Origin of the sequence: Pseudoxanthomonas winnipegensis, from assembly GCF_030322905.1 — a bacterium.
GTDB lineage: Bacteria > Pseudomonadota > Gammaproteobacteria > Xanthomonadales > Xanthomonadaceae > Pseudoxanthomonas_A > Pseudoxanthomonas_A winnipegensis.
Window position 1 is genome coordinate 2,803,923 of sequence record NZ_CP095475.1, and the last position, 20,635, is coordinate 2,824,557.

The 20,635-nt window shown below is 69.3% G+C and carries 16 protein-coding genes; 9 read left to right on the forward strand and 7 right to left on the reverse strand.

Annotation, left to right across the window (positions count from 1 at the left end):
- Positions 1 to 36: 36 nt before the first annotated feature.
- The 5 genes from MWN52_RS12360 to MWN52_RS12380 all read left to right on the forward strand — a co-directional run bounded on the left by MWN52_RS12360 (position 37) and on the right by MWN52_RS12380 (position 6,922).
- On the forward strand, positions 37 to 708 hold the full coding sequence (locus MWN52_RS12360) for a DUF502 domain-containing protein (protein ID WP_130522932.1): 672 nt from the start codon (positions 37 to 39) through the stop codon (positions 706 to 708).
- Positions 705 to 1,484, forward strand: a complete 780-nt coding sequence (locus tag MWN52_RS12365) for a queuosine precursor transporter (protein WP_286574861.1) — start codon at positions 705 to 707, stop codon at positions 1,482 to 1,484. The genes MWN52_RS12360 and MWN52_RS12365 overlap by 4 nt, the downstream gene beginning before the upstream one ends.
- A 261-nt stretch (positions 1,485 to 1,745) precedes the next feature.
- Complete coding sequence (locus MWN52_RS12370; protein ID WP_286574862.1) at positions 1,746 to 4,829, forward strand: TonB-dependent receptor; 3,084 nt, start codon at positions 1,746 to 1,748, stop codon at positions 4,827 to 4,829.
- Between the two features lie 250 nt (positions 4,830 to 5,079).
- Positions 5,080 to 5,844, forward strand: a complete 765-nt coding sequence (locus MWN52_RS12375; RefSeq protein ID WP_425608127.1) for a murein L,D-transpeptidase catalytic domain family protein — start codon at positions 5,080 to 5,082, stop codon at positions 5,842 to 5,844.
- Between the two features lie 34 nt (positions 5,845 to 5,878).
- On the forward strand, positions 5,879 to 6,922 hold the full coding sequence (locus tag MWN52_RS12380; protein WP_286574864.1) for a L,D-transpeptidase: 1,044 nt from the start codon (positions 5,879 to 5,881) through the stop codon (positions 6,920 to 6,922).
- 45 nt (positions 6,923 to 6,967) lie between these two features.
- Here MWN52_RS12380 and MWN52_RS12385 read toward each other — a convergent pair whose 3' ends face one another.
- The 4 genes from MWN52_RS12385 to MWN52_RS12400 form a co-directional block, all read right to left on the reverse strand.
- Positions 6,968 to 7,102 carry a hypothetical protein gene (locus MWN52_RS12385; protein ID WP_286574865.1) on the reverse strand — a complete coding sequence of 45 codons (135 nt, stop codon included), beginning with the start codon at positions 7,100 to 7,102 and terminating at the stop codon, positions 6,968 to 6,970.
- Positions 7,102 to 7,665: a hypothetical protein gene (locus tag MWN52_RS12390; protein ID WP_286574866.1), complete on the reverse strand. Its 564-nt coding sequence runs from the start codon at positions 7,663 to 7,665 to the stop codon at positions 7,102 to 7,104. Before MWN52_RS12390 ends, MWN52_RS12385 begins: the two co-directional genes overlap by 1 nt.
- 71 nt (positions 7,666 to 7,736) lie before the next feature.
- Positions 7,737 to 8,189 carry a DUF2214 family protein gene (locus MWN52_RS12395; RefSeq protein WP_286574867.1) on the reverse strand — a complete coding sequence of 151 codons (453 nt, stop codon included), beginning with the start codon at positions 8,187 to 8,189 and terminating at the stop codon, positions 7,737 to 7,739.
- 107 nt (positions 8,190 to 8,296) lie between these two features.
- Positions 8,297 to 9,892 (reverse strand): phytoene desaturase family protein, encoded by a 1,596-nt coding sequence (locus tag MWN52_RS12400; RefSeq protein WP_425608030.1) that lies wholly within the window; start codon positions 9,890 to 9,892, stop codon positions 8,297 to 8,299.
- Between the two features lie 123 nt (positions 9,893 to 10,015).
- Here MWN52_RS12400 and MWN52_RS12405 point away from each other — a divergent pair, with 123 nt between their 5' ends.
- The 3 genes from MWN52_RS12405 (at position 10,016) to MWN52_RS12415 (ending at position 16,102) form a co-directional block, all read left to right on the forward strand.
- A complete protein-coding gene (locus tag MWN52_RS12405; protein WP_286574869.1) occupies positions 10,016 to 11,656 on the forward strand; it encodes a sensor domain-containing diguanylate cyclase in 1,641 nt (546 codons plus the stop codon).
- 126 nt (positions 11,657 to 11,782) lie between these two features.
- On the forward strand, positions 11,783 to 13,903 hold the full coding sequence (locus MWN52_RS12410; protein WP_425608128.1) for a M13 family metallopeptidase: 2,121 nt from the start codon (positions 11,783 to 11,785) through the stop codon (positions 13,901 to 13,903).
- Between the two features lie 72 nt (positions 13,904 to 13,975).
- Complete coding sequence (locus MWN52_RS12415) at positions 13,976 to 16,102, forward strand: M13 family metallopeptidase (protein WP_425608031.1); 2,127 nt, start codon at positions 13,976 to 13,978, stop codon at positions 16,100 to 16,102.
- Between the two features lie 98 nt (positions 16,103 to 16,200).
- On the opposite strand, the gene MWN52_RS12420 is transcribed toward MWN52_RS12415, so the two are convergent.
- Entirely contained in the window at positions 16,201 to 16,827 is a 627-nt protein-coding gene (locus MWN52_RS12420; RefSeq protein ID WP_286574872.1) for an alpha/beta fold hydrolase, read from the reverse strand.
- Between the two features lie 168 nt (positions 16,828 to 16,995).
- Between MWN52_RS12420 and MWN52_RS12425 the strand changes: the two genes are divergently transcribed.
- Complete coding sequence (locus MWN52_RS12425; RefSeq protein ID WP_286574873.1) at positions 16,996 to 19,023, forward strand: M13 family metallopeptidase; 2,028 nt, start codon at positions 16,996 to 16,998, stop codon at positions 19,021 to 19,023.
- Between the two features lie 72 nt (positions 19,024 to 19,095).
- Here the strand turns inward: MWN52_RS12425 and MWN52_RS12430 are convergent, their stop codons facing one another.
- Positions 19,096 to 19,761: a rhomboid family intramembrane serine protease gene (locus MWN52_RS12430; protein WP_286574874.1), complete on the reverse strand. Its 666-nt coding sequence runs from the start codon at positions 19,759 to 19,761 to the stop codon at positions 19,096 to 19,098.
- Positions 19,762 to 20,012: 251 nt separating this feature from the next.
- A complete protein-coding gene (locus MWN52_RS12435; protein WP_130521236.1) occupies positions 20,013 to 20,360 on the reverse strand; it encodes an MGMT family protein in 348 nt (115 codons plus the stop codon).
- Positions 20,361 to 20,635 lie beyond the last annotated feature (275 nt).

Sequence of the window (20,635 nt, forward strand, 5' to 3'; positions counted from 1 at the left end):
GGGGGGTAAGCGGCGCTGCACCGTTACAATGCGCGCATGTCGACCCCCGCCCCCCGCCCTTCCCTGCAGAGCCTGTTCCTGACCGGCCTGCTCACCCTGCTGCCAATCTGGCTGACCTGGGTGGTGATCAAGTTCGTCTTCGTGCTGTTGTCCGATGCCAGCCGGCCGCTGATCGAGCCCCTGGCCCAGCAGATCGCCCGCGACTTCCCGGTGGCCGCGCCCTGGTTCACCGGCGCCTGGGTCCAGGCCGTGATCGCCCTGGTCGCCACCGTGCTGCTGATCCTGCTGGTCGGCGTACTGACCCGCCGCGTGATCGGGCAGAAGCTGCTGCAGTGGTTCGAGGCGCTGATCCGGCGCGTGCCGCTGGCCAGCACCATCTACACCGGCGCGCGCCAGCTGCTGGACATGCTGCAGACCAAGCCGGGCAGCACCCAGCGCGTGGTGCTGATCGACTTCCCGCACCGGGACATGAAGACCGTCGGGCTGGTGACGCGGGTCATGCGCGAGGAAGGCACCGGCCGCGAACTGGCGGCCGTCTATGTTCCGACCACGCCCAATCCCACCGGTGGCTATCTGGAGATCGTCCCGGTGGACCAGCTCACTCCCACCGACTGGACAGTCGACCAGGCGATGAGCTTCATCATCTCCGGCGGCGCGATCGCGCCGGACTCGATGCCGTTCACCCGGCGCGGCGATCGCCTGGCGTGAGTGCGCCGCCGCGCACGCTGGATGACCGCGCGGTGCGGCTGTTCATCGGGCTGGCGGCCTTCCTGTGCGTCAACGTGGTGCTGGCCGAGTTCATCGGGGTCAAGATCTTCGCGCTGGAGGACACGCTCGGCATCGCGCCGCTGCAGTGGAATCTGTTCGGGCAGACCGGCTCGCTGAGTTTCACCGTCGGCACGCTGCTGTGGCCGTTCGTGTTCGTGCTGACCGATACCATCAACGAGTTCTTCGGCACCCGTGGCGTGCGCTTTGTCTCGTGGGTGGCGGTGGCGCTGATCGTGTACGGCTTCCTGTTCGCCTACGCCGCCATCCAGGTCGCGCCCGCCGGCTGGTGGGTGGGCGCCGCGCAGAGCCAGGGCGTGCCGGACTATCAGGCGGCCTTCGCCGCGATCTTCGGCCAGGGGCTGTGGTCGATCGGCGGCTCGATCGTGGCCTTCCTGCTGGGCCAGGTGATCGACGTGGCGGTGTTCCACCACATCCGCCGCCGTACCGGCGAAAAATACGTCTGGCTTCGCGCCACCGGCTCGACCGCCGTCTCGCAGCTGGTCGACAGCTTCGTGGTGCTCTACATCGCCTTCGTGCTGGGCCCCCAGCATTGGCCCATGTCCCGCTTCCTGGCCATCAGCACCGTCAACTACGGCTACAAGATGCTCGCCGCCGTGGCGATGATCCCGCTGCTGTACCTGATGCGCCACGCCATCCGGGCCTACCTGGGCCACGCCCTGGAAGAGCGCCTGCGGCTGGAGGCCGCCAGCAACTAGCCGCTCGCTCGGCTCCCGCTTCAGCGGTAAATGTTTGAAAGCTAACGATTATTGCGACGCCTGACATTTGTTGCAGGCGCCGCACACTTTCATGAAATTTCGGTTAATCTCAGTTAACAGTTGCGTCAGAAAGCAGCTGTTCAGCTTGGCCGCGCGTGGGGGAACACTCGCCGGCCATTCCTTCAGACAATCTTGAGAGAGAGCCAGATGAGCAACATAAGGGGAATTCGCCCGCTTTCGCGGACGATCAAGCGCAGCGCGTTGAGCATTGCACTGGGCATGTGCGTCGCCGGCGGGGTCCAGGCGCAGAGCACCAGCGGCAGCATCTATGGCAAGGCCGACAGCGGCCAGACCATCACCATCGTCAGCGACACCGGTCTGACCCGGACCGTCACTGCCGAAGCGAACGGCAGCTTCTCCATCGCCTCCCTTCCCGCGGGCGCCTACAAGGTCACCTCGGGCGGCCAGACCCGCGACGTCCTTGTCAAGGTCAACTCCGGCGCACAGGTGGATTTCACCGCAGCGCAGAACCTGGACAAGGTGACTGTGGTCGGGCGCGCCCCGATCAACGAAATCGACGTGTCCCAGACCGACACACGCACCGTGTTCACGGCACAGGAGCTGCAGCGCATCTCGGTGGGCCGCGACATCAACAGCGTCGCGCTGCTCGCCCCCGGCGTCATCAACTCGACCTCCTACAACAGCACGTCGTCCAACGTGGGCAGCTTCGGCGGCGCCGCGGCCTCGGAGAACGCGTACTACATCAACGGTTTTCCGGTCACCAACCCGCTGACCGCGATCGGTTCGACGCAGCTTCCGTTTGACGCCATCGCGCAGCAGCAGGTGCTGACCGGCGGCTACGGTGCGGAATATGGTCGCAGCACCGGCGGCGTGATCAGCATCATCACCAAGCGCGGCACCAATGAATGGCATGGCGGTGTCTATGCCATCTACACGCCGCAGTCCCTGCGCGCCAAGGCCAAGGACATCTACTACCCGGACACGGGCTACTGGAGCGCCGAGAACCACTACCCGGCGTACAACACCACGCCGCAGAACTGGACCGACGGCAAGCTCTACAAGCTCAACAGCAAGAACACGTCGAACAACTTCACCTACGGCATCTGGGCAGGCGGCCCGCTGATCAAGGATCGGCTGTTCATCTATGCCGATGCCGAACGCACCGAGATCGACAGTGCGTCTTCCCGCATCACCGGCAACCTGCAGGGCAAGACCGCGTCGGGTGCCTCGGCCATCTCTGCGTCCAATCGCGCCCAGGGCTGGGGAGAGTACGAGTACACCTACCCGCGCTGGGTGACCAAGATCGACTGGAACATCACGGACAACCACATCCTCGAGTTGACCGGTGTCCAGGACAACAGCAAGACCGACGCCAGCTACTACGGGTATGACTACGACAAGCTGCAGCACGATGATGTGCTGTACGCCACCAGCAAGCCCGAGACCAAGACCCGGCTGTATGTCGGCAAGTACACCGGCTACCTGACCGATGCCCTGAGCGTGTCGGCGATGTATGGCGAGCAGCACATCGACATCTATCCCAATCCGATGGCCGGCTACGATCCGAGCGTGATCTACGCCGATCTGTCGTCCTCGGTTGTGCCCGCGCAGTACGCCTCGATCTCCAACCCGCAGAAGTACGGTCCGACCTACGACTATGTCGGTGCGGACGACACCAAGGCCTATCGCTTCGACGTGAACTACACGCTGGGCGACCACGAACTGCGCGCGGGCTACGATTACTTCGAAGCCGTCTCCTTCCGTGGCGACAACGTGGTGGGCCCGAGCGGCTACTACTGGACCTACAGCCGGTCCAACAACCCGGCTGCCGCCATCGACGCCAGCCACTACGTGGGCTCGCCTGCTTCCGGCGGCGGTTTCGGCACCACCGGCTACTACGTCGGCAAGAGCTACTACGCTCACGGCGGCGAGACGACGGTCAAGCAGAAGGCCTACTACCTGGAAGACCGCTGGCACGTCACCGAGAACCTGCTGCTGTCGCTGGGCCTGCGCAACGACGGCTTCACCAACTACAACGGCGATGGCGAGCCCTACCTGAAGCAGGAGAACAACTGGGCTCCGCGCATCGGCTTCAGCTGGGACGTCAACGGGGACTCCACGTTCAAGATCTACGGCAACGCTGGCCGCTACCACCTGGCCGTGCCGAACAACGTCTCGGTGCGCGGCTCCAACCCCTCGCTGAGCTCGACCCAGTACTACACCTACACCGGGATCGCGGCCGATGGCACCCCGACGGGTCTGCGGGCCATCCCGTATACCCGCGCCAACAGCCCGTACAACTGCCCGGATGGCAGCTTCTCTTCCAACGTCGAATGCGGCGAGAAGAAGGATCCGCGGACCATCGCGGCAGTGGGCCTGAAGGCGCACTACCAGGACGAGTACATCCTCGGCTTCGATCGCCAGGAAGACGAGACCTTCTCCTGGGGCCTGAAGGGCACCTACCGCGAGCTGAAGAGCGCCATCGACGACATCTGCCCGGATGCCTGCTACATCTTCAACGCCGGCGACAACTCGGCCACGTTCTACGTGGACGACGGCACGGGCAATCTGGTCAAGCAGAAGACCGACTTCGTCGAGGTGTTCGGCACGCCGTTCCCGAAGCTCAAGCGCAAGTACGGCGCGCTGGATTCCTACGTCCAGTGGCAGGGTGACAACTACTTCGCCCGCCTGACCTACACCCTGTCGCACAACTGGGGCAACGCGGAAGGACAGCTGAACTCGTCCACCGACACCGGCAACGGCGGCCAGGCGGACGTGTCGGTGACCCAGGACTGGGACCTGCCGGAGCTGATGGTCGGCAAGAACGGCAGCCTGCCGAACAACCGCACCCACCAGCTGAAGGTGATCGGCTCGTACAGCTTCAACGACGAGTGGAGCGCGGGTGGTTCCATCGTGATCCAGAGTGGTCGCCCGAAGAGCTGCACCAGCTACTGGCCCTATGCGAAGACCGGTCTGTACAACGGTGCCTACTACGCTTATTGCGGCGTCCCGGGTACCACCTCCGCGTCGAACAATCCCGCCAATGCGGCACCGATGAGCGACAGCTACTACTTCTCGCCGCGTGGCGCGGCTGGCGAGACGCCCTGGACGTCGAGCTTTAACGTCAACGTGGCCTACACGCCGCGCTGGCTGGAAGGCCTGACCCTGCAGGCTGATGTGCTCAATCTGTTCAACACGCAGGATGCCTCCGCGTACTACGAGCGCTCGGCAAGCAGCCGCACGACCGCGCACCCGCAGTACGGCCGCGTGCTGTACTACACCAGCCCGCGCGCCGTTCGCCTCACCGCCCGCTACGATTTCTGATCACTGGCAGGCAACAGAGCGTTACGTAACGGACCGGCCCCGCAAGGGGCCGGTCTTTTTTTTGGCTCTTTAGTTCACAAGGTGGCTATCTGCACGCCGGCGGCACCTGACGGTGAGCCTGTTGAATAACCCAAACGCCCCGAGCCCCATGCCACCGCCAGGCGCATCGCGCGACTGGATCCGGAGCCCGCGCCCCCCAGTCAGGAAGGCGCCGCCGCGTCTGGCTAGAATGCCCGCCATGAAGCCTGTCCTGATTCCGGCGCTGGTGGCGCTGGTCACTGCGCTGCCCGGTGCCGCGCATTCGCCCACCATCGCCTCGCCCCGCGGGGCCTCATCGGCCCTGCCGGCACCCGCCCTGCCTGCCGCCCCCGACGCGCCGCCCTCGCTGGCTGCGCTGGCGCCGGATGCCGATCCGCAGGTGCTGGCGCTGGGCCTGTCGGCGATGCAGTGCGCCCAGGCCCACGGCACCGGGGTGAATGCGCAGCGCCTGGCAGTGATCGACTACAGCCGCTCGTCGCTGACGCCGCGGCTGTGGGTGTTCGATCTGGTCAGGCACAAGCTGCTGTACAAGGAGTTGGTGGCGCACGGCCAGGGTTCCGGCGGCGATGTGCCGACCACCTTCTCCAACGCCGACGGCACGCATGCCTCCAGCCTGGGGCTGTTCGTCACGCGCGACACCTACCAGGGCAAGAACGGTTATTCCCTGCGCATGCAGGGCCTGGACGCGGGCTTCAATGACGCGGCCATGAGCCGCGCGATCGTGATGCACGGCGCGCCCTACGTCAGCGCCGAGGCCGGCAGGAAGCTGGGCCGCCTGGGCCGCAGCTGGGGCTGCCCGGCGGTGCGCGCGGCGATGGCCAAGCCGATCATCGATGTGATGAAGGACGGCCAGTTCGTGTTCTCCTACTACCCGCAGCAGGCCTGGCTGACCCGCTCGTCGCTGGCCCAGTGCGCGATGGCGCGCCTGCAGCGCGCGCCCAAGGCCGATCACGGCACCGCGATCGCCGCGCGCTAGGCTGATCGCCACTTCGGATGGCCAGGAGGCCACGATGCGGCGCTATGCCAAGGTGTTGGGTCTGATCGCGCTGGTGCCGCTGCTGGCGCTGGCGGCGGTGCCGTTCTGGGGAGACAGACAGTCGCGTCCGATCGATACGGCCGCGGCCGATCTCAAGCCGGGACAATGGGTGTGGGCCGGCGATGACAAGGGCGCCGGGCCGATGGCGGTAATCGTCAGCCTGACCGAACAGCGCGCCTATGTGTATCGCAACGGCATCCTGATGGCCTGGAGCACGGTGAGCACCGGCAAGGCCGGCTACGAGACGCCGACCGGCGTGTTCACCATCCTGCAGAAGGACAAGGACCACCGCTCCAACAAGTACAACAGCGCCCCCATGCCCTATCAGCAGCGGCTGACCTGGGACGGGGTGGCGCTGCACGCCGGTGGCCTGCCCGGCTATCCCGAATCGCACGGCTGCGTGCACCTGCCGACCGGCTTCGCGCAGAAGCTGTTCGATGCCTCGACCATGGGCATGGTCGTGGTCGTGGCCGAAGCGGGACATTCGGCCGCCGATCTGGTCCACCCCGGCGCGCTCAGCCCGATCGACCCGTCCACCGGCAAGGACGTGGACATGCCCCTGCTGGAGGACGGCCAGCCCTGGCGCTGGGACCCGTCGCGGGCGAGCAAGGGCCCGCTGTCGGTGGTGCTCAGCCGCACCGACCGGATCCTGTTCGTCTACCGCGACGGGGTGGAGATCGGACGCACGCGCATCAAGCTGGGCGGCCCGGACCTGCGCAGCGGCACGCACGCCTATGTGGTCAAGGCCGGCTACGTGCCGCCGGCCGCCGGCAGCGTGACGCCGACGACGCCGATGCCCGAATGGATCGGGATCGGCGTGCCCGGCAGCGAGGACGACGCCGGTGCGCCACTGCCCGAGGACCTGGCGCGACAGGTGGTGATCCCCGAGGCGTTCAAGGCCCAGGTGCTGCCGCTGGTGCAGCCGGGCACCGTGCTGGTGGCCACCGATGCCAGCGTGCTGCCGCGGACCACGGGCGTGCATCTGCAGGTGATCGACGCCGATCCGCCGGAGCGCTGATGCGGGCGACGGGCTTCGTGTCGAACGCAAGGCCCACGCCAGGCACTAATGCGATGCGGGCTTGAGCCGCGCATCGCACAGCCCCTTGGGCGTCCAGTCCTGGACCACGGTCGTGGCCGGCTGCGTGGCGTCGTGCAGGATCAGCACCAGGCCGCGGCGCAGCTGATGGCCGGTGGCCATCAACGCCATCGGCGGGCCGCCAGGGAGATCCGGCCGGTGTCGCCGGGACGGTCCAGGACGATGCCCTGTGGCGTTTCCAGGCAGGTCTCGCCGCTGAGCGTGAACCAGGCTTCCGGCCCGGAGTGCACATGGGTGCGCGAGACCATGCCGGGCGTGAACACCGCCTCCATGTACTGCGCCGCATAGGCGTGGCGCGGATCGACCGGCAGCGGCCCGATGCTGGCGCGATGCGCCGCCCCGGCCGGCGGCGTCCAGTCCTTGCCGGCGATGGTCATCAGCCAGACCTTGCCCAGCGATTCGAGCACCAGACCGTTGGGCGAGCGTGCCGCCTCGGCGCTGGCGCGGTCGGGGAAGCGGTCGATCTGCCAGTACGGCGGCTGCGGCAGGGAGTCGACCGGTTGCTCGCCGATGATCCAGCACCCGACCTCACCGGTGCGCTCGGCCACGGGCCGGCAGCCCTGCGGCGGCATGGGATGCGCCATGGGGGTTGGCGCGGCGGCCGTGGCCGGCATACTCACCGCCAGCCAGACAGCCAGCGCGGCGCCGATGCCTGTCACTCGCATGCGCTGCCTCGTCTCATCAAAGGTCTCCCACGACAACGCGCGGGACCGTCAGGCCAGGCCAGCGCGCGCGATCAGACCCGCAGCCCGCCGTAGCGCGCCATGCCGGCGGCCAGCACGAAGATCAGCGCGATCAGACCCAGCTGGAAACGGATCGCCCCGCGCACCCGGGCGGTCTCGGCCGGCGACGGCAGGAAGGCGGTATCGCCGGTCAGCGCGCGTCGCCAGCGCAGGAAGCGCAGCGTCGGCCACAGCGACACCAGCGCGGCCAGGACGAAGCAGCCCAGCTTGGCGTGGAACCAGGCGTTGTGCAGATAGAAGTCGGCGCCCTTGATGCCGCCGAACACCCGCCACAGGCCGACGCCCAGCAGCAGCGCGGCCGTCAGCCCATAGCCCCGATCCAGCCGCAGCAGCCGGCCGACGCCGGCCGCGTCCAGCGGCCGCGACAGCAGCACCGATTCGGCCACGAGCATGGCGATCAGGCCGAACCGCAGCAGGTGATGCAGGGCGGCGAGCGCGAAGTCCATCCACATAGCGGCAGCTTCCGGCGGAGTCGGCCGATACTGGACGCCGCCGGCCATCCCAGGCAGTGCCGGTTGTCACCAAATGCACGCATCGCGGCGCTCGCGGCAGGTCAGCGCAGGTCGCCGATGACCACCTGGGCGGCATTGTGGCCGGGCGCGCCGGTGACCCCGCCGCCGGGATGGGTGCCGGCACCGCAGAGATAAAGACCTGGGATCGCGCCGCGATAGTCCGCCTGCCCCAGCGCCGGGCGCGCGGCGAACAGCTGGTTGAGCGTCAGCGCGCCATGGAAGATGTCGCCGCCGATCAGGCCGAAGTCGCGCTCCAGATCCAGCGGGCTCTTGATCTGCCGGCCCAGGACCGAGGCGGCGAAGCCCGGCGCATAGCGCTCGACCGTGGCAATCATCAGGTCGGCCACTTCCTCGCGATGGTCGTCCCAGCTGCGGCCGTCGGGCAGCTGCGGGGCGACGTGCTGGCAGAACAGGCTGGCCACGTGCTGGCCGGGCGGTGCCAGCGCCTCGTCCAGGGTCGAGGGAATCAGCAGTTCGACGATCGGCGCGCGCGCCCAGCCGTGCGCCCGCGCGTCGAGGTAGGCGCGGTCCATGTAGTCCAGCGACGGCGCCAGGATGATGCCGGCGGTGAGGTGATCGCCCTCGCCGGGCAGCGCGCTGAAGGAAGGCAGCCGCGCCAGGGCCACATTCATGCGGAAGGTGCCCGAGCCGCAGCGCCAGTGCGCCATGCGCTCGGCGGTGGCCGGCGGCACGTGCTCGGCGCGCAGCAGGCGCTGGTAGAGCAGCTTCGGGTTGACGTTGGCCACCACGCAGCGCGCGCGCAGCGCCTCACCGGTGTGCAGCCGCACGCCGACCGCGCGGCCGCCTTCGACCAGGACCTCCTCGGCGCCGGCGTCGGTACGGATCGTGGCGCCGGCCGCGCGCGCGGCGGCGGCCATGGCCTGGGTGATCGCGCCCATGCCGCCGATGGCATGGCCCCAGGCGCCCTTGACGCCCTCGACCTCGCCGAACACGTGATGCAGCAGCACATAGGCCGTGCCCGGCGTGTACGGGCTGGCGTAGTGGCCGACCACGCCGTCGAAGCCGAACAGCGCCTTGATCGGCGCGCTCTCGAACCAGCGGTCCAGGTACTCGGCCGCCGAGAGCGTGAACAGGTCCAGCAGCTCCTGGCGCAGCGCCGCATCCAGCGTCATCAGCCGGCGCCCGAGCCGGGCGCCGCGCAGCAGTTCGGGCAGCGCCTTCCACCAGCCCGCGTCGGTGACGTTGGGCGGCGGCTGCAGCGCCAGCGCGCGCAGCACGTCGGCGATGGCCTCCAGCCGTGCCTCGTAGGCCGGCAGGGCCTGCGCGTCGCGCGCGGAGAACTTGGCCACCTGCGCCTGGGTCTGGCCGGCGCCGGTGAGCAGGTACTGGCCATCGGGCAGCGGCAGGAAGTTGCCGCGCCGGCGCGGGACGATGCGCAGGCCGTGACCGCGCAGGTCGAGGTCCTCGATCACGCGCGGCTGCAGCAGCGAGACGGTGTAGGACGCCACCGAGTTGCGGAAGCCCGGATGGAATTCCTCGGTCACCGCCGCGCCGCCGACCACGCCGCGGCGCTCCAGCACGGTGACCCGCAGCCCTGCGCGGGCCAGATAGGCCGCACAGGTCAGGCCGTTGTGGCCGCCGCCGACCAGCAGCACGTCGCAGGGCGGCAGGCTCACGCGCCGCGATTTTCGTGACGGCTTGTACGGTTTGTGGCTGGCCTGCATACACTCGTGCCGATCGTGGGACACCCCGCGCGAGGCTCCGGACATGCCGATCCCCAACGGAAGATCCAGCGTAGCGTGAACACGCGCTCGGTCCCAAGCCGTGGCGCGCGGCGGTGGCTGGCCGGTCGCGCCGGGGTCGGCGCGCGCCTGCTCACGGCGCTGGGCGCCGCCGCGCTGGTGGTCCTGCTGACCGTCTCGCAGATCACCGCACCGCTGGATGCCGCACTGTTCGACGCCCTGGCGGCCGGGCGCGTGCGGCCGGCCGATGCGCGGGTGGTGGTGATCGCCATCGATGCGGACAGCGAGCGCCAGCTCGGCCCGTGGCCCTGGCCGAGGCGCGAACTGGCCGCGCTGGTGGACCGGCTCTCGGCCGCCGGCACCCGCGCGGTCGGGCTGCAGCTGCTGCTGGCCCAGCCGAGCCTGTTCGATCCGCAGGGCGATGCGCTGCTGGCCGAGGCGATCGCCCGCAACGGCGCGGTCGTGCTGCCGGTGGTGCCGGACCTACCGCCGGCGCCGCAGCCGGCGACCGCGCTGCTGCCGGCCGGCGAACTGATCCAGGCCGCCGCCGGGCTGGGCCACGTGGACGTCGAGGTCGACCGGGACGGCATCGCCCGGCGCCTGCCGCTGCGCGCCGGCCTGGGCAGCGCGCGCTGGCCCGCCTTCGCCAGCGCGCTCGCGGCCTTGGCCGGGCGCGATCCCCGCATGCCGGCCGCATCCAGCCCATCGCCCGCCGTACCGCCTGCCGCTTCGCCAGCACAGGCGCACTGGGTGCGCAGCCAGACCGTGCTGCTGCCCTATCCCGATGCGCAGACGCGGATCGCCCACGTCTCGGCGGCCGGCGTGCTGGACGGCCGGGTGGGCGCCGACGTGCTGGCCGGACGCGTGGCGCTGGTCGGCCGGCCCGACGCGCCCACCGAGCGCCTGCGCGCGCCCGGCGGGCGCACCCTGCCCGCGCTCGACGTCCAGGCCAATGCGCTGGCCCGCTTGCTGGAAGGCAACGCCATCTGGCCGATGCCGGTCGGCGCGCAGGCACTGCTGTCGATCATGCTGGTCACCCTGCCCTTGCTGCTGCTGGGCCTGCCCGGCCTGCGGCGGCTGTGGGCCCCCATGGTCGTGGCCGTGGGCGTGACCGCGCTGCTGTGCTGGGCGCTGCTGCTGGCCGGGGCGTGGTTCCCGCCGATGCCGGCGCTGCTGGTGCTGGCCGTCGGCCTGGCCGCGGGCGGCGTGCGCGCCTGGCGTCGCGTGCGCCAGCGCGGCCTGACCGATCCGCAGACCGGCCTGGCCAACCGCGCCGGCTTCGACCTGCGCCTGGAGCAGGCGGTGCGCCGCGCCCGCCGCCGGCGTACCCCCCTGTCGCTGTTGCTGGTCGAGATCCGTCCCGGCGCGTCCTCGGCCCAGGACAGCGGCGAACTGGCCGCCGCCGTGGCCGGCGCCCTGCGCCTGCGCGCGCAGGGACCGCACGACCTGGCCGCGCGCCTGGACGCCGGGCGCTTCGCCGCGCTGCTGGGCGGCGCGCAGGCGCATGTGGCCGCGCTGGTCGCCACCGCGTTGCAGGCCGACCTGGAGGGCCGCCCGGGCCGCGCCGGCCCGGCCACCGCCGGTCAGCCCCTGCGCATGGGCCTGGCCAGCCTGCAGGCCGAGGACCTGCAGGGCGCCGACCTGCTGCTGCGCGCCACCCGCGACCTGGTGGCCGTGCGCGAGCCCTTCGCACGCTGAAGCGACGGCGCGGGCCATGACCTTCGACACCCCGCGCCTCCCCGACCGGCGAGCTACAGTCGCCCCCTTGCCCGCCCCCGTGGGGGCCACCGGCATCGTCAGTCCCGAACGGAAGCCCCAGTGAACCTGCCCCAGAAGACCCCGCTCCTGCTGTCCCTGTCCATCGCCGCCGCCCTGGCCGGCTGCAACAAGGCGCCGCCCGCCGCACCCGCCACCGAGGCCGCCGCGCCCGCCGCCGCAGCGGCGCCAGCCGCCCCGCCGGCCCTGGCCGTGGATGTCTCCAAACTGCCGGCGTTCAACGCCTTCCTGCCCACCGACCTGGGCCCGGCCGATGCGGCGTGCAAGGACCTCAACGCCTACGCCAACGCCAAGTGGCTGGCCGCCAACCCGGTGCCGGCCGACCGCACCAGCTGGGGCAGCTTCGAGGTGCTGAGCGAGCGCTCGGAAGCGGTACAGCAGCAGCTGGCCGAACAGGCCGCCGCCGGCACCGACGCCACGGGCGTGACCAAGATCGTCGGCGACTTCTGGGCCACCGGTATGGACCGGGCCAAGATCGATGCGCAGGGCCTGGACCCGCTCAAGGGCACGCTGGCCGCCATCGACGGGCTGAGCGACACCGCACGCATCACCGACTACCTGCGCAGCGAAGCGGCGGCCGGGCGCAACCCGCTGTTCGGCTTCGGCGCCAGCCCGGATTTCAAGGACTCCGGCGTCAACATCGCCTACGCCTTCCAGGGCGGCCTGGGCCTGCCCGATCCGGAGTACTACACCAAGGCCGACAACAAGGCCAAGCTGCAGGCCTATCAGGCGCATATCGCCCGCACGCTGGAGCTGGCCGGCGTCCCGGCGCAGGCCGCGGCCACGCAGGCCGGCGAGGTCATCGCCTTCGAGACGCGCCTGGCCAAGGTCTCCAAGACCAGCACCGAACTCTCGCGCGACGCCAAGCTGTCCTACAACCCGGTCACGCTGGAGCAGGCCGACAAGCTCACCCCCAACTGGTCCTGGAGCGCGTTCTTCAAGTCCCAGGGCGTGGCCGCGCCGAAGCAGTTCTCGCTGGCCATCCCGGCCTTCCACCAGGAGGTCTCGGCGATGCTGGGCGATACCACCCCGGCGACCTGGCAGGCCTATCTGCGCTTCCACGCCATCGACGACGCGAGCCCATACCTGAGCCAGCCCTTCGTCGATGAGCACTTCGCTTTCTGGAACAAGACCCTGCGCGGCCAGCAGCAGATCCGTCCGCTGCCCAAGCGCGTGCTGGCCACGCTCAACCGCCAGGCCGGCGAGACCCTGGGCCAGCTGTACGTCAAGGCCGCCTTCCCGGCCGAGGCCAAGGCGCAGATGGAAACGCTGGTGGGCAACCTGCGCACCGCGCTGAAGGCGCGCATCGAGAAGCTCGACTGGATGAGCGAGGCGACCAAGGCCAAGGCCATCGAGAAGTGGAACACCTTCACGCCCAAAATCGGCTACCCGGACAAGTGGCGCGACTGGTCCGGCCTGCATACCAGCCGCGACAGCTACATCGGCAACGTGCTGGCCGCGCAGACGTTCAACTACCGCTACGAGCTGTCCAAGATCGGCAAGCCGGTGGACCGCACCGAGTGGGGCATGACGCCGCAGACGATCAACGCCTACTACAACCCGCAGCAGAACGAGATCGTGTTCCCGGCCGCGATCCTGCAGCCGCCGTTCTTCGATCCCAAGGCCGACGCGGCGCTCAACTACGGCGGCATCGGCGCGGTGATCGGTCACGAGATGACCCACGGCTACGACGACCAGGGCAGCCGCTTCGGGCCGTCGGGCAACTTCATCGACGATCCGGGCTGGTGGACGCAGCAGGATTTCCAGGCCTTCAAGGCGCGCGCCGCTGCGCTGATCGCCCAGTTCGACGGCTACACCACGCCGCAGGGCAAGGTCAGCGGCCAGCTGACCCTGGGCGAGAACATCGCCGACCTGGGCGGCCTGAACACCGCCTTCGACGCGATGCAGGCGGCCAACGCCGGCAAGGAAGATCCCAAGATCGATGGCCTGACCCAGGACCAGCGCTTCTTCCTCAACTGGGCCACGGTGTGGCGTCGCAACTTCAAGCCGGAGGAGCTGGCCGTGCGCCTGAAGACCGACCCGCACGCCCCGGCCCAGTTCCGCGCCATCGGCGCGCCGTCGAACATGCCGGCCTATGCCGCCGCCTTCGCCTGCAAGCCCGGCGATGCGATGGTCCGCGACGATGCGCACCGCGTGGTGATCTGGTAGCCCCTTCCCTCACGGCCAGGCGCCCAGGCGCCTCGCTTCTTCGCCCTCTTCGTGCCCAAGCGGCACCTTCCAATGCCCCTTGCGGGCTGTGAGTCCAACGACGTGAACGCACCGAAACTGATCGCCCTGTCCCTGGCCGTCGCCACGGCCCTGTCCGCCTGCAAGCAGGACAAGCCCGCCGAGCCGGCCGCCTCCGCGCCGCCGCCGGCCACGGCCGCCGCCGCGCCGGCCACCCCGTCCTTCGACGTGTCCGAGCTGGACAAGAACATCGACGCCTGCAACGACTTCAACGGCTTCGTCAACGCCAAGTGGGTCAAGGCCAACCCAATCCCCGACGATCGCACCAGCTGGGGCGCGTTCAACGCGCTGGCCGAGACCAGCCTCAACACCCAGCACGAGCTGGTCGAGGCCGCGGCCAAGAACACCAGCGCGGCCAGCGACAGCGTCGAGCACAAGATCGGCGCGCTGTACGCGGCGGGCATGGACGAGGCCACCATCGACAAGCTGGGCTACACGCCGATCCAGCCGACCCTGGACGCCATCGCCGGGCTGAAGACCAACCAGGACGTGGCCAAGTACATCGTCGAGCGCTACGCGCAGGGCGACGGCCAGGTGTTCGAGTTCGGCGCCGGTGCCGACTTCCAGCACGCCGACAAGCAGATCGCCTACGCCAACGAGGGCGGCCTGGGCCTGCCGACCAAGGACTACTACACCGATCCCAAGTACGCCGATATCCGCGAGGCCTACCAGGCCTATATCGCCAAGTCCTTCGAGCTGACCGGCACGCCGGCCGATGCGGCCAAGGCGCAGGCCCAGCAGGTGTTCGACCTGGAGAAGTCGCTGGCCGCCGCCACGCTCTCGCCGGTGGAAGCGCGCGACCCGAAGAACCAGTACCACTTCGTCACCGTGGCGCAGGCCGACAAGGTCACCCCGCACTTCTCCTGGGAGAACTTCTTCAACGCCCAGGGCGTGAGCATCGACCAGGGCTTCTCGCTGTCCCAGCCCAAGTTCTTCGCCCAGTTCGACAAGCTGCTGGTCAGCGCGCCGACCGCGCAGTGGCAGGCCTACCTGCGCTTCCACGCCATCGACGGCGCCGCCAACGCGCTGAGCAAGCCGTTCGCCGACGCCAGCTTCGACTTCTGGGGCAAGACCCTGTCCGGCCAGCCGCAGCAGAAGCCGCGCTGGAAGCGTGTGCTGGGCTCGGTCAACCACGCCATGGGCGAGGGCCTGGGCCAGCTGTACGTGGCCAAGGTGTTCACCCCGGAAGCCAAGGCCCGCGCCACCGAGCTGGTGGACAACGTGCGCAACGCGCTCAAGGCGCGCATCGAGAACCTGGACTGGATGAGCGCCGAGACCAAGGCCAAGGCGATCGCCAAGTGGGATACCTTCCTGCCCAAGATCGGCTATCCGGACACCTGGCGCGACTGGGCCGGGCTGCAGATCAAGGGCGGTGATTACTACGGCGACCTGCAGGCCGCGCAGAAGTTCAACTACCAGTACGACATCGCCAAGATCGGCAAGCCGACCGACCGCAAGGAATGGGGCATGACCCCGCAGACGGTCAACGCGTACTACAACCCGACCGACAACACGATCAACTTCCCGGCCGCTATCCTGCAGCCGCCGTTCTTCGACGCCAAGGCCGACGACGCGCTCAACTACGGCGGCATCGGTGCGGTCATCGGCCACGAGGCCAGCCACGGCTTCGACGACGAAGGCAGCCAGTTCGACGGCGCCGGCAACAACGTCAACTGGTGGACCAAGGAAGACCGCAGCAAGTTCGAGGAGCGCACCAAGAAGCTGGTGGACCAGTTCAACGCCTACTCCCCGATCGAGGGCAAGCCGGACCTGCACGTCAACGGCCAGCTGACCCTGGGCGAGAACATCGCCGACCTGGGCGGCGTGAACGTGGCCTACGACGCGCTGCAGACCGCGCTGAAGCAGCACCCGGAAGAGGCCGGCAAGCAGATCGACGGCTACACCCCGGACCAGCGCTTCTTCCTCAACTGGGCCCGCGTGTGGCGCGGCGCGGTGCGCGAGAAGCAGGCGATCGTCTACCTCAACGCCGATCCGCATGCGCCGATGTCCCTGCGCGCCATCGCCGCCCCGTCCAACATGCCGGCCTTCGCCAGCGCCTTCCAGTGCAAGGCCGGCGATGCGATGGTCCGCCCGGACGACAAGCGCGTGGTGATCTGGTAAGCCTGCGTCACCGCTTCAACGCTGTACCGAAGGCCCGGCTCGTCCGGGCCTTCGCTTTGGTGGGCCCGCGCTTCTCCAGGCGCCCCAGCCGGGACGCATCACCGTGCTTCTTCGAGGCTCCTGTGCCAGTGGAAGATGCGGCCGGCGCGGAACAGGTCCGCCACGATGAAATGGTCGCCCTCCACCAGCATCAGATGGCTGTCGCCGCCCTGGGCGAGCACCGCTTCATGCATCCGCCGCACCTGCGCGGCAGGTGTCTTGGAATCCGAAAGCCCGTGACAGAACAGGAGCGGCCGGTGGGTCAGGCGAGCGAGCAGCTCTGTGACCTCCGGTCCGGCAATGCTGGCGACGCTGCGGACGCGCTCTGGATGGGCCGCGGCGAAGGCCAGCGCCCCGCGCCCGCCGCGGCTGTATCCCACCACGTCATACCCTTGCGATGGCCGGCCGTGCGCGGCCTCCAGGTCTTCCAGGAAACGGCACAGCAAAGCGAGTTCCCACTGCGTGCCCAGATGGCAACTCGGGATCACGACGCGGGCATCGATCTCGAGCCCATCGCGCAGCAGGCTCGGCAGATCGGGATGCTCGAACAGCCCGGCCAGCCCACTGCCGAAGCCGCCGGCCCCGTGCAGATAAAGCAGCGTCCGCGTGGGCGTCGATCCGGAGGACGGCACCCAGACCAAGGCCTGCATCGCGGACGTGCTGGAGGTGAAGACCGACTGCTGCATGAACATGCTCGCCTGGCGCTGCCGACAGATTATCCGAGCCCCATGCCGGTGGGATCGGGTCGCCGAGCGCTGAAATGGAGGGCTCCATAAATCCAACCGCATCTTTCACCGTAGCGCCGGGCGTCGCATTGCTAGAATCCGCGCCTTCGACCACCTAGAAGTCTCAAGATGACGTCTTTGCGCCACGCCCGTACGCCCTCCCTGCTCGCCCTGGCCCTGCTCGTCGCGCTGGGCAGCGGCGATGCCTTCGCCCAGAAGAAATCGAAGAAGGCGCCCGCCAAGAAGGCACCGGCGGTCAGCGCCGAGTGCACCGATTTCTACGCCGCCGCCAACGCCGACTGGCTCAAGGCCAACCCGCTGCCGGCCGGCGTGGGCGCCATCTCCGCGCTGGGCAACATGCGCGACTACAGCCTGCAGCAGCAGAAGGCGCTGCTGGACGGCGCCATGCAGTCCCCGCAGGGCAACGTGCAGAAGCTGCTGGGCGACTTCTGGGCCAGCGGCCTGGACGAGGCGGCCGTCGAGGCCGACGGCGCCAAGCCCATCGCGCCGCTGCTGGACCGCATCAACGGCATCAAGAAGAACAAGGACGTGCCGGCCGCCATCGCGGCCCTGCACCAGGTCGGCATCCCGGTGGCGTTCAACTTCAGCCCGGACGTGGATCTGAAGGCGCTGGACCGCCACATCGGCTACTTCATGCAGGGCGGCCTGGGCCTGCCCGACCCGGCCTACTACACCCGCGGCGACGCGCCCACGCGCGAGCTGCTGGGCCGCTACCGCGCCTACGTCAAGCAGATCCTGGCCCTGACCGGCACCCCGGCCGACCAGCTCGACGCGCAGTCGGCCCAGGTCATCGACCTGGAGACCCGCCTGGCCACCGCCTCGCGTCCGCTGGAGCAGCTGGCCAACCCGTTCAACAACTACGCGCCGGTCCCGGTCGCCGACCTGAAGAAGCAGTACAAGGCGCTGCAGCTGGCCGACTTCCTGCAGGCCCAGGGCGTGAAGGACGACACCGTCTCGCTGGCCGACCCCAACCTGTTCGCGCAGCTGGACACGCTGGTCAAGAGCCTGCCGCCGGAGCAGTGGAAGGCCTACCTGCGCTGGCGCGTGGGCGATGCCATGGCGCCGTACCTGGCCAAGTCCTGGCGCGATGCGTCCTACAACTTCCGCGGCCGCGTGCTGGAAGGAAAGACCCAGCCCGACGCGCGCTGGGTGTCGGTCCTGGAGGCGATCAACACCGCCGCCGGCCCGATGCTGGGCCGCGAATACACCGCGCGCTACCTGCCGCAGACCACCCGCGAGCAGGCCGATGCCATCGCCAAGGGCGTGCGCGACGCGCTGGATCGCGCCCTGGACCGCAACGCCTGGATGAGCCCGCAGGCCAAGACCGAGGCCAAGGCCAAGCTGGCCAAGCTGGATATCGAGATCGGCGCGCCCAAGCGCGATCTGGACTACACCGTGCAGCCGATGGGCCGCGGCAGCTTCGGCGGCAACATGCTCATCGCCAGCACCTGGCGCCACCGCGAGGAGATGAAGCGCATCGGCCGCGGTAACGCCGAGCGCCGCTGGAACGTGCTGCCGCAGCAGCCGGCCCTGGCCTACGACCTGGCCCAGAACCGCCTGATCGTCACCGCCGCGGTGCTGCAGCCGCCGGTGTTCGACGCCAAGCGCGATGTGTCGGCGCTGTACGGCGCCTTCGGTTCGCTGGTCGGGCACGAGATGACCCGTGGCTTCGACGCCAAGGGCCGCATGATCGACGCCAGCGGCCAGCTGCGCGACTGGTGGACTCCGGCCGATGTGACCGCCTGGACCGCCCTGGGCGCGCGGGTGACCAGCCAGTACAACGGCTATGCCTACCCGGGCCTGACCGCCACCAAGGTCAACGGCACGCTGACCCGCGACGAGGACCTGGCCGACCTGTCCGGCGTGGAGCTGGCCTGGGACGCCTTCAGCGCCGCCCAGCCGGCCGCCAACCCGGGCGCCAAGCAGACCTTCTTCCGCAGCTGGTCGCAGCTGTGGGCCCAGCAGGTCGCCCCGCAGGAGGCCACGCTGCGCCAGGCCAGCGACACCCATGCCCCCGGCCCCGTGCGCAGCGATGCCACGCTGCAGAACCAGCCGGAGTTCAGTGCGACCTTCGAGTGCAAGGCGGGCAATCCGATGGTGCGCCCGGCGGCCGAGCAGATCGGCATCTGGCGCTGAGCGGCTTCGCTTCCTGAGCAAAGAAAAACGCGGCCCCCGGGCCGCGTTTTTCTTTTGCATCTACGCCTGGCGCTATCGCACCACGCGGAAGCGCGAGTTGCCGCCGCGCCCACCGCCACGCTTGAACGGCGGCTGCCCGCGCCAGTAGCGGATCAGCAGCCAGCCGAACAGCATGCCGCCCAGGTGCACGAAATGCGCCACGCCCGGCTGGCGCCCGGTGTAGGCGAAGAACAGCTCCGCCGCGCCGTAGATGATCACCAGCGTGCGCGCCTTGATCTCCATCGGGATGGGAAACACGATCATGCGCTGGTTGGGGAACAGCATCCCGTAGCCCAGCAGCAGCGCGAAGACCGCGCCCGACGCGCCCAGCACCGGCACCGGCGGCTGGCCCTGCATCAGCAGCAGCGTGCCGACGATCACCTGCAGCACGTTGGCGCCGACCAGGCTGACCAGGTAGTAGGTGTAGAAGCGCTTCTGCCCCCACACCATCTCCAGCGCCGAGCCGAACATCCACAGCGCCAGCATGTTGAAGAACAGATGCGTCAGCCCGGCATGCATGAAGCCGGCGGTGACCAGCTGCCAGGGCATGAAGCCGGCCCCGTCGTAGAACTGGCCCGCCCCGATCGGCCACAGCAGCAGCCGCGCGGTGAGCGCCTCGGGCATCACCATCTGCAGCAGGAACATCGCCACATTGGCGATCAGGAGCGCCTGGGTCGCAGGCTGCAGTCGCGGAAACATCGAAGGCCTCGAAGCGGGAGTGGGAAGCGGGACGCATGATACGTGCGGCCGGCTGAGCGCTCGCGCAAGCCTTTCTGGTGCCAGGGCTGGGCCGAACCATCGGTTGGGCACGTGTCGCGCCGGTGGTCGGCGCCCTTCACAACGGCGGCTTGAGGCGCGCGGTGTGTCCTTTGCACGCGACGGCCAGCCCCACTTACGACAAGGTCGGCCGGGACCGCCGGGTGGCCGGGAAGAAGGCGCGGCCCCTGGACTCAGCCGATGCCCCAGATCTGCTCGTCCACGCTGGCCGCGGCCTGCTGGCCGACCACCTTGCCCTTGACCACGCGCACGCCCTCGGCGCGCAGCCGCTGGCTCTGCTCGCGCCAGCCGCGGCTGCCTTCCTCGAAGGCGATGGAGCCGTCCGAGCGCAGGATGCGATGCCAGGGCAGGTCCGGCGCGCCGTGCTTGCGCAGCACCTGCGCGACCAGCCGCGCCCGGCCCGGCAGCCCGGCCCGCCGCGCAATCTCGCCGTAGCCCGCCACCTGGCCTGCCGGCACGGCGCGGATGGCCTTGAGGATGGCGGTGGCGCGCGCTTCAGGGGTGGAGAGGTCGGGGGGCATGGGCTGGAGTTTAGCCCTGCCCCCTCGATTGGTTTGATCGCGGAAGTCGCGTTATCGAAGCAAAGGCTTTCGTGCCGCTTCGCGGCCCGACCTACTTTCTTTGCTCGTGCAAAGAAAGTAGGCAAAGAAGCGCTTTTCCACAGACGCATGTCTGGTCAACACGCCCCGAGGCGGCACGCCTGCGCTGCGCGCAGGTCCGCTCCGGGGCGAGGGATTTTCCAAGGGGACATCCTGTCCCCTCGGAAAACGCCGCACATCCCTGTGCGGCGCCCTGC

Excerpts from the sequence above, each read along its gene's own strand:
- MWN52_RS12395 (WP_286574867.1), bottom strand. The coding sequence starts at position 8,189 with ATGGACTTCGCGCTCGCCGCCCTGCATCACCTGCTGCGGTTCGGCCTG.
- MWN52_RS12430 (WP_286574874.1), bottom strand. The coding sequence starts at position 19,761 with ATGTTTCCGCGACTGCAGCCTGCGACCCAGGCGCTCCTGATCGCCAAT.
- MWN52_RS12385 (WP_286574865.1), bottom strand. The coding sequence starts at position 7,102 with ATGGCCACCGGCCATCAGCTGCGCCGCGGCCTGGTGCTGATCCTGCAC.
- MWN52_RS12390 (WP_286574866.1), bottom strand. The coding sequence starts at position 7,665 with ATGCGAGTGACAGGCATCGGCGCCGCGCTGGCTGTCTGGCTGGCGGTG.
- MWN52_RS12360 (WP_130522932.1), top strand. The coding sequence starts at position 37 with ATGTCGACCCCCGCCCCCCGCCCTTCCCTGCAGAGCCTGTTCCTGACC.
- MWN52_RS12425 (WP_286574873.1), top strand. The coding sequence starts at position 16,996 with ATGACGTCTTTGCGCCACGCCCGTACGCCCTCCCTGCTCGCCCTGGCC.
- MWN52_RS12380 (WP_286574864.1), top strand. The coding sequence starts at position 5,879 with ATGCGGCGCTATGCCAAGGTGTTGGGTCTGATCGCGCTGGTGCCGCTG.
- MWN52_RS12420 (WP_286574872.1), bottom strand. The coding sequence starts at position 16,827 with ATGCAGCAGTCGGTCTTCACCTCCAGCACGTCCGCGATGCAGGCCTTG.
- MWN52_RS12415 (WP_425608031.1), top strand. The coding sequence starts at position 13,976 with ATGCCCCTTGCGGGCTGTGAGTCCAACGACGTGAACGCACCGAAACTG.
- MWN52_RS12435 (WP_130521236.1), bottom strand. The coding sequence starts at position 20,360 with ATGCCCCCCGACCTCTCCACCCCTGAAGCGCGCGCCACCGCCATCCTC.